Below are 8,200 nucleotides of genomic sequence, written 5' to 3'. Positions count from 1 at the left end.
CGTCGAACTCGATCTCGATGGTGTGCGGTTCGGGCTCTGGGCTGGTGTGCCGGACGGCCAGGGGGGCGGCGCGGCGGGCCGGGTGCCGGATCTCGGCCGCCGTGCGTGCGGGCGGGCGGCAGACGGCGGCGTACCGCGAGACGTAGTCCTTCGCGGCAGACGGCGGCGTACCGCGAGACGTAGTCCTTGACGGCGACACCCTTGGCCTCGGGCGCGTAACCCTTGGCGTCCTCGACAGTGCGGTCATCGCCCGTCACCAGCACGATCGGCACGCCGTACTCCGCGGTGACCAGCGAGTTGAGATACCCCTCGCTCGCCCGCACGCCGTCGGCCCACACGCCGGTCAGCGAGTTGGCGAGGAGAGTGTGGGCGAGCACGCCCTCGCTGCCCGCGCCCGTGTGATAGCCGAGGAAGGCGACTCCGTCGACATCGCCGTGCTGGATGCCCTCGATCATCGAGAGGGACTTGTGCCGGCCGGTGAGCATCTCCGCGCGCTCGTCCAGCTGTTCCAGCAGCAGGTTGCGCATCGACCAGTGCGCCTCGTTGATGAGCACCTCGTCAGCGCCCGCCTCGAAGAAGCCGCGCACGGCCGCGTCCACGTCGGAGGTGAACATCGACCGGCAGCGTTTCCACTGCGGGGTGCCCGGCAGCACGTCCGCCGGCCAGGTGACTCCCGTTGCGCCCTCCATGTCGGCGCTGATGAGGATCTTCATGTCTCGGAACGTTACGCGGTCGGCCACCACCAGGACACCCCTGTGGATAACTCCACTGGTTTAGACCTCTCGATTCCACTCGGGCGGGTGAGGACCTGCCGACATCGCACCGCTGACCTGCGAGTTCCCCCGGCCGGCACGCCGCGCCGTCTGCTCCGGGGAAGCCCGGGGAAGCCCGGGGAAGCCCGGGGAACGGCGAGGCGCTCCCCTCTCCGCAGAGGGGGAGCGCCCACCCGTCCGACCGCCGGTCCGGCCCCGCGCCGGTCGCCAGAACCGCCGCCCGGCGCGGTTCCGGTGCGGCCCGGCGCGGTCCCCGTGCGGCCCGGCTCAGTCCTCGTGCCCCAGTTGCACGTCGCGCTCCGTGCGACCGCCGGCCGCGATCTGCAGCACGGTCGCCACCGGCGGATAGCCCGCGGCCACGACCGTGTACTCGCCGGAGGCGAGGTCGACGAAGCGGAAGATGCCGTCGGCGCCGGTCGTGGCCGTGTCGACGACATTGCCCGCGGCGTCCAGCAGCGTGACCCTCGCTTCTTCGACGGGCCGCCCGCCGCTGGCCCGCACGGTGCCGCGCAGCACCGCACCGCCGGCCAGCTCGATGTCCTGCCGGGTCTCGCGGGAGGCCTGCACGGAGACCGGCAGCGCGGCGGGACGGTAGACGGGCGCACTGGCGGCCAGGGTGTACTCGCCCGCGACGAGTTCGGTGATGACGTAGGTCCCCTCGCGTCCGCTGCGGGTGGTGGCGACGACCTCCCCGCGCACGTCCGTCAGCGTCACCGTGGCGTCCTTGACCGGGTTGCCGTCGGCCGTCAGCACACTGCCCGCCAGACGTCCCGCTCCACCGAGCACCACGTCGAGGTCGACGGGGCGCTCCCCGACGCTGACGCTGACGGCACGCGGCTGGTGCCCGCCCGCGGCGGCGATCAGCACGTAGGCGCCCTCTCCCGGCGTGCTCAGCGCGTACCGCCCGTCGTCGCCCGTGGCACCGCGGCCGATCTGACGGCCGCCGGTGTCGACGAGGGTGAGCGCCGCGCGGGGGACGGCGCTGCCGTCGTGGTGCCGCACCGTGCCGCAGACCGGGACGCCTGCGGCGTACGGCACGGCGGGGGTGTGCGGGTGCTGCGCCTGGAGGTGGGGGGCCGCGCCGTTGGCCTCGGGTGCCGGTGCGGCGGCAGAGTCGGCCGTACGGGCCTGCGGCACGGACGTGTGCTGGGACACCAGTGGTTTCTCCTTGAGGAAGAGGGACAGTGCCAGCCCGAGGACGAGCACCGGGACGAGGTAGAGGAAGATCCGCGGCATGGCGTCGGCGTACGCCTCGATGTAGCCGTCGCGCAGCGGCGCGGGCAGGGCGCGCACGAGCTGCGGGGTGATGGACTCCGGATCGGGCAGCTTGCCCTGGCCCGGGGGCAGTTCACGGGCGAGCGCGTCCGCGAGCCGGTCGGCGAGCAGGGTGCCGAACAGCGCCGCGCCGACGCTGCCGCCGATCTGCCGGAAGTAGTTGTTGGCGCTGGTGGCCACCCCGAGGTCGGCGGCGCGCACGGAGTTCTGCACGGCGAGCACCAGGACGGGCAGCACGAAGCCGATGCCGAGTCCGAGGATGCCGGACCAGACGCCGAACACCTGGCGGGAGGTGTCCTCGTCCAGTTTGGAGAGCAGCCACATGCCTTCGGCGGAGAGTGCGCAGCCGATGATGGGGAAGATCTTGTAGTGCCCGGTGCGGGAGATGAGCTGCCCGGAGAGCGTGGAGGAGACCACCACGCCGCACATCAGCGGCAGCATCAGCAGCCCGGAGGTGGTGGCGCTGACGCCTTCGACCATCTGCAGGAAGCTGGGCAGGTAGCTGGCGGCGCCGAACAGGGCGACGCCGACGGCGACGCCGACGAGTCCGGTGACGTTGAAGACGGAGTCCTTGAACAGCCGCAGCGGGAGCACCGGTTCGGGCGCGAAGCGCTCGGCGACCAGGAAGAGGGCTCCGCTGACCACAGCTCCGGCCGCGAGCCCCCAGATGACGCGGTCGCCCCACTCGTACGTCGTTCCGCCCCAGCTGGTCAGCAGGACCAGGCAGGTGGAGAAGGCGGCCATCAGGAGCGCGCCGAACACGTCGAGCCGGGGGCGCACGCGGGGGCGCGGGAGCTTGAGCGCGAAGGAGGTGACCAGGAGGGTCAGCAGGCCGACGGGCACGTTGAACCAGAAGCACCAGCGCCAGGACAGGTCGTCGGTGAACCAGCCGCCCAGCAGCGGCCCCGCGACGGAGGCGAGCCCGAACGCGCCTCCGATGAGGCCCATGTAGCGGCCCCGTTCCCGGGGCGGCACCACGTCCGCGATGATCGCCTGGACGCCGATCATGAGGCCGCCCGCGCCGGTGCCCTGGATGGCGCGGTACACGATCAGCGCCTCCATGGACCCCGCCCAGCCCGCGAGGGCGGAGCCGACCGTGAAGACGGCGATGGCGAAGAGGAAGAGCCCCTTGCGGCCGAAGAGGTCACCGAGCTTGCCGTAGATGGGCAGTCCGATGGTGGCGGCCAGCAGGTAGGCGGTGACGGCCCAGGACATCTGGCTCAGGCCGTCGAGTTCACCGACGATCTTGGGAAGCGCCGTGGCGACGATGGTCTGTTCGAGCGCGGCGAGCAGCAGGGAGAGCATCAGCGCGCAGAACACCAGGCGCAGGCGCGCCGGGCTGAGGGGGATCTCCGGCTGGGTTCCGGCGACGGCCTGGGCGGACTCCCCCGCGTGCGGCCGGACCGTCTGCGGGGACTCCCCCGCGGGCGGTCGGACCGCCTGCGGGGACTCCCCCGCGGGCGGTCGGACCGTCTGCGGGGACTCCCCCGCGTGCGGCCGGACCACCTGCGCGGGGTCGGTCTCGCCGGGGAACGGGGGTTGTTCGTCCGCACCGGGTGGCGGGGGCTGTCCGGCCTTCCCGGGTGGCGGGGGCTGTCCGCCGGCGAGCGCACCGCCCTGGACGGTGGTGTCCCAGGAGGGCTGCCCTGCGTCCGGGCCGGGGTGCCCGGCGCCCGCGATACCGGCCCAGGTACCGGCCCGGGCGTCGGCCTCGGTACCTGCCCAGGTGGCGGCCTCGGTGCCCGCCACTTCCGGGGCCCGCACCGGGACGGCCGCGACCGGCGCCTCGCGCCGGCCCGGCACCTCCACCCTGAACTCGACCGCGGCCGGGCTGTGAGCGGCCCGGATCCGGGCCGCGCCCCCTCCCGGCGCGGGATGCTCGTCGTCCCTGCTGCCGAGGATCGTCCCGCCGGTCCCGCCCATCGCACTCCCCTTGCCGCTGCTTTCGGGGGAGTATTTCTCGCATTGCACGACAAGAGCGTTCAACCGCGGTTCTGGTGCGCGGCATGGGACAGATGGGACTCAACTCGGTTGCCCGGGGCGTCTTTCGACCCGCCGAACAGGGGTTTTCCCCGCCGGGACCGTGTCGTCGGCAGTCGAGGCCGCACAGGGGGAAACCACCCGATCCAGTGAGCGGCCGAGCGCGGGCTCACCTCGCGGTGAACGCCCCGCACGGGCTCACCGGCGAGGCGGCGGCCCCCCCGGGGTGAGCGGTCACTCGACCTTGGAGGCGAGCCGCGCCAGCAGGTCGTCGTAGATGCGGGCCAGGCCCTTGGGGGCGAAGGTCTTCTCGAAGAAGCCGCCGATGCCGCCGGCGCCGTTCCAGACGGTGGTGACCGTGACCCGGGCGCTGTTCGTCCGCGCGCCCGGGGTGACCCGCCAGGTGGTGACCATCGAGGAGTTGCGGTCCTTCTCGACCAGTTCGCCGTCCGCGGGCTCGCTGACCTCCAGCAGGCAGTCGCGGACACGCTTGGTCGTGGCCTGGAGTTTCCAGTGCACGACGGTGCCCTCACCGTCACCGCCCTCGCGCACTTCGTACTCGCTGAACTGTTCGGGCAGCACCTCGGACCGGGCTCCGTTGTAGTCGGCGAGCGCATCGAACACTTTCTCGGGCTCGGCGGCGATCTCCCGCTGCGTGGTCGCCTCGACCTGCGCCATGGCTCCTCCTGTGCTGGTCGGCCCGCGTGCGGCGCGGGGCTCTACGGACATCGCGACCAGCCAACCACCCTCACTCCGGGCACCCAAATCCGCCTTGACACGGCCAGTGGGAACAGGTGTTCTATTCTGTGGGGGAGCCAGGGACGAGAGAGCGACAGTGCCGCCAGAGGGACGCGACACCACCACTGAGGAGGCCGCACATGCGCTGGGACGAACTGAGGGACACCGACGACCACAGCCAGGCCGCCGCGCCCGCCCTCTTCGGCACCTCGGCCGTCACCCGTACGTTCGACACTCCCGAGTTCCGCGGCATCACCTTCCACGAGGTGCGGGCCCGCTCCCTGGTGAACAAGGTGCCCGGCGCCTCGCGCATGCCGTTCGAGTGGACGGTGAACCCCTACCGCGGCTGTTCGCACGCCTGCGTCTACTGCTTCGCCCGCAGGACGCACAGCTATCTGGACCTGGACACCGGCGCGGGGTTCGACACGCAGATCGTCGTCAAGGTCAACGCTCCCGAGCTGCTGCGCAAGGAGCTGAGCAGCCCGCGCTGGCGCGGCCAGCACATCGCCATGGGCACGAACGTCGACTGCTACCAGCGGGCGGAGGGTCGGTACCGGCTGATGCCGGGCATCCTCACCGCCCTGCGCGACTACGCCAACCCGTTCTCCCTCCTCACCAAGGGCACCCTCGTCCTGCGCGACCTGGACCTGCTGCGCTCGGCGGCAGCCGTCACGGACGTCGGGGTCTCGGTGTCGGTGGGCTTCACGGACGAGGAACTGTGGCGGACGGTCGAGCCCGGCACCCCCGCCCCGCAGCGGAGACTGGAAGTCATCCGCCAACTCACCGAGCACGGCATCCCGTGCGGGGTGCTGATGGCTCCGGTCATTCCGTTCCTGGGAGACTCGCCGGCCCAGCTGCGCACGACGGTCCGCGCCATCGCCGCCGCGGGAGCCACCTCCGTCACGCCGCTGGCCCTCCACCTGCGTCCCGGCGCCCGCGAGTGGTACTTCCACTGGCTGCGCCGGCACCACCCGCATCTGGTGCGGCACTACGAGGCGCTGTACGCGAACGGCGCCTACGCGCCCAAGTGGTATCAGCGGCGGATCACCCGGCAGGTGCACGAGCTGGCCGCCGAGTACGGCGTCGGCCCCTCGACCCCGGGAGCGGCACGGCGGATCGGGCCGGAGGCGGCGGGCCCCGACGAGGACGCGGGCGCGGAGGCGCCCCCCGTGGAAAACCGCTGCACACAACTCACGCTGCTCTGAGAGCATGCGCGCATGTCGACGCTCCAGCACACCGCCACCCCCGAAGGCCTCGCCCCCGGCAACGGATACAGCCACGTCGTCCAGGGGGAGGGCAGGATCGTCGCGATATCCGGCCAGGTCTCCCTCGACGCGGACGGCAAGGTCGTCGACGAGGGCGACCCGACGGCGCAGGCCGAGCAGGTGTTCGCCAACCTGCGTCGCTGCCTGGACGGGGCAGGTGCCACGTTCGCGGACGTCGCGAAGTTCACCTTCTTCGTGACGGACCTCGCGGTGATGCCCGCACTGCGTGCCGTACGCGACCGGTATCTGGACCCCCGGCGGCTTCCCGCGTGCAGCGCGGTACAGGTCGCCGGCCTCGTCCGCCCCGAACTGCTGATCGAGATCGAGGCGCTCGCCGTCCTGCCCTCCGGGCCCGCCCGGCCATGACACACGTACGGGCCCGGCCGTAACCCACGTGCACGGGCACGCACGGATAGATACGGGGCAGGCTGCGGCACATAGGGGCATATGGCCCACGCATACGCACAGGGGAACAACCGGGCCAAAGCGAGCCTAAGGGCCATGTCGGCGTGTTACGGGACCAGAGTGGTGTAGGCGGATAACCTACGTCGAAGGGGCAATGTCCCTGGCCACGACTGCGACCGCACGCCGACCGCCTTGCCCTGGAGATCTGGAGCGCCCGTATGCGCCTGCTGCTGGTCCACCCGAGCGCGTTGATGTACTCGGAGATCTTCCTCCGCCTGGAGCCGCTCGGGCTCGAACGCGTCGCAGCCGCCGCCAGGGACGCGGGACACCAGGTGCGCGTGGTCGACCTCCAGGTGCTCTCCCACAAGCTCCTCGAACGCGAGCTGCGCTCCTTCCAGCCCGAGGCGCTGGGGATCTCCCTCAACTACCTGGCCAACATCCCCGAGGCGATCGAGATCGCGCAGCGCGCCAAGGCGGCGGCCCCCGGGTGCTTCGTCTTCTTCGGCGGCCACAGCGTCTCCTTCATCGGCGACCACGTACTCGAACAGGCCGAGGGCGCCGTCGACGCGATCGCGCGCGGAGAGGGCGAGACGGCGGTCGTCCCGCTGCTGGCAGCCGTGCCGGACAGGGCCGCCCACACCGTGCCCGGCGTCGTGACGGCCGAGGGCAGGGGCCCGGCGCCCAAGATGCTGGAGAGCATCGACGCGCCCCGCCCGGCCCGCGACCTGATGCGCCGGCGCAACCGCTACTTCATCGGCGAGCTCGACCCGTGCGCCTCCATCGAGTTCACCCGCGGGTGCCCCTGGGACTGCTCCTTCTGCTCCGCGTGGACCTTCTACGGCCGCAGCTACCGCAGGACCGCGCCCGAGGCGGCGGCGGAGGAGATGGCGTCCATCCGCGAGCCCAACGTCTTCATCGTCGACGACGTGGCCTTCATCAAGTCCGACCACGGGCACGGCATCGCCGCCGAGCTGGAGCGGCGCAACATCCGCAAGCAGTACTACCTGGAGACCCGCGCCGACGTCCTGCTCCGCAACGAAGAGGTGTTCGAGCGCTGGACGAAGCTGGGCCTGCGCTACATGTTCCTCGGCATGGAGGCGCTGGACGCCGACGGTCTCGACCAGTTCCGCAAGCGCATCAGCCCGGACGAGAACTTCCGCGCGCTGGAGACGGCGCGGCGGCTCGGCATCAGCGTGGCCATCAACCTCATCGTCGATCCGGCCTGGGACGAGGAGCAGTTCCGGCTGGTGCGGGAGTTCGCACTGTCGGTCCCCGAGATCGTCCACCTGACGGTCATGACGCCCTATCCGGGCACCGAGGTCTGGCACACCGAGAGCCGCCAGCTGACCACGCGGGACTACCGGCTCTTCGACATCCAGCACGCCGTGGTGCCCACCCGGCTGCCGCTCGAACAGTTCTACCGCGAGCTCGTGCGCACCCAGGCCGTCATCAACCGCAAGCACCTCGGGCTGAGCACGGCGATCGGCGCGATGCGCATCCTCGGCCGCAACCTGGCGCACGGCCAGACGAACTTCGCCCGCATGCTCTGGAAGTTCGGCCGGGTCTACAACGCGAACCGGCAGCTGTCCGACCACGCGCGCGAGGTCCGCTACGAGTTGCCGATGCCCGAGCGGCGCACCGCGGCGCCCGGACGCAAGGAACTGTTCGTGCACACCATCGGCCGGGCAGGCTCGCGGGCCCAGGCCGGGCCCGCCTCGCCCCAGTAACGGCAGGTCTTCCCCCACCCGGCCGAACCGCCCTCTC

5 protein-coding genes and 1 pseudogene are annotated in these 8,200 nt (G+C 71.8%); 3 read left to right on the top strand and 3 right to left on the bottom strand.

What is annotated here, in order from left to right:
- The 3 genes and pseudogenes from AB8Z75_RS27080 to AB8Z75_RS27070 form a co-directional block, all read right to left on the bottom strand.
- A pseudogene (locus AB8Z75_RS27080) lies at positions 1 to 713 on the bottom strand (M55 family metallopeptidase); the annotation flags it as partial.
- Positions 714 to 1,040: 327 nt separating this feature from the next.
- Positions 1,041 to 3,971: a DHA2 family efflux MFS transporter permease subunit gene (locus AB8Z75_RS27075; protein WP_369206440.1), complete on the bottom strand. Its 2,931-nt coding sequence runs from the start codon at positions 3,969 to 3,971 to the stop codon at positions 1,041 to 1,043.
- 291 nt (positions 3,972 to 4,262) lie between these two features.
- Complete coding sequence (locus AB8Z75_RS27070) at positions 4,263 to 4,706, bottom strand: SRPBCC family protein (protein WP_369206438.1); 444 nt, start codon at positions 4,704 to 4,706, stop codon at positions 4,263 to 4,265.
- A 200-nt stretch (positions 4,707 to 4,906) separates the two neighbouring features.
- Between AB8Z75_RS27070 and AB8Z75_RS27065 the strand changes: the two genes are divergently transcribed.
- From AB8Z75_RS27065 to hpnR, 3 genes are all read left to right on the top strand, one after another.
- Positions 4,907 to 5,971: an Rv2578c family radical SAM protein gene (locus AB8Z75_RS27065; RefSeq protein ID WP_369206436.1), complete on the top strand. Its 1,065-nt coding sequence runs from the start codon at positions 4,907 to 4,909 to the stop codon at positions 5,969 to 5,971.
- 12 nt (positions 5,972 to 5,983) lie between these two features.
- The gene (locus tag AB8Z75_RS27060; RefSeq protein WP_369206434.1) at positions 5,984 to 6,397 is read left to right on the top strand and encodes a RidA family protein; all 414 of its coding nucleotides are present in this window, start codon (positions 5,984 to 5,986) and stop codon (positions 6,395 to 6,397) included.
- A 257-nt stretch (positions 6,398 to 6,654) separates the two neighbouring features.
- Complete coding sequence (hpnR, locus tag AB8Z75_RS27055; RefSeq protein WP_369206432.1) at positions 6,655 to 8,163, top strand: hopanoid C-3 methylase HpnR; 1,509 nt, start codon at positions 6,655 to 6,657, stop codon at positions 8,161 to 8,163.
- Positions 8,164 to 8,200: the final 37 nt, after the last annotated feature.

It is taken from the genome of Streptomyces sp. PU-14G (assembly GCF_041028275.1).
In the GTDB taxonomy this organism is placed as follows: Bacteria; Actinomycetota; Actinomycetes; order Streptomycetales; family Streptomycetaceae; genus Streptomyces.
The sequence above is the reverse complement of the archived record's forward strand: the minus strand, read 5'-3'. Positions and strand labels throughout refer to the sequence as shown.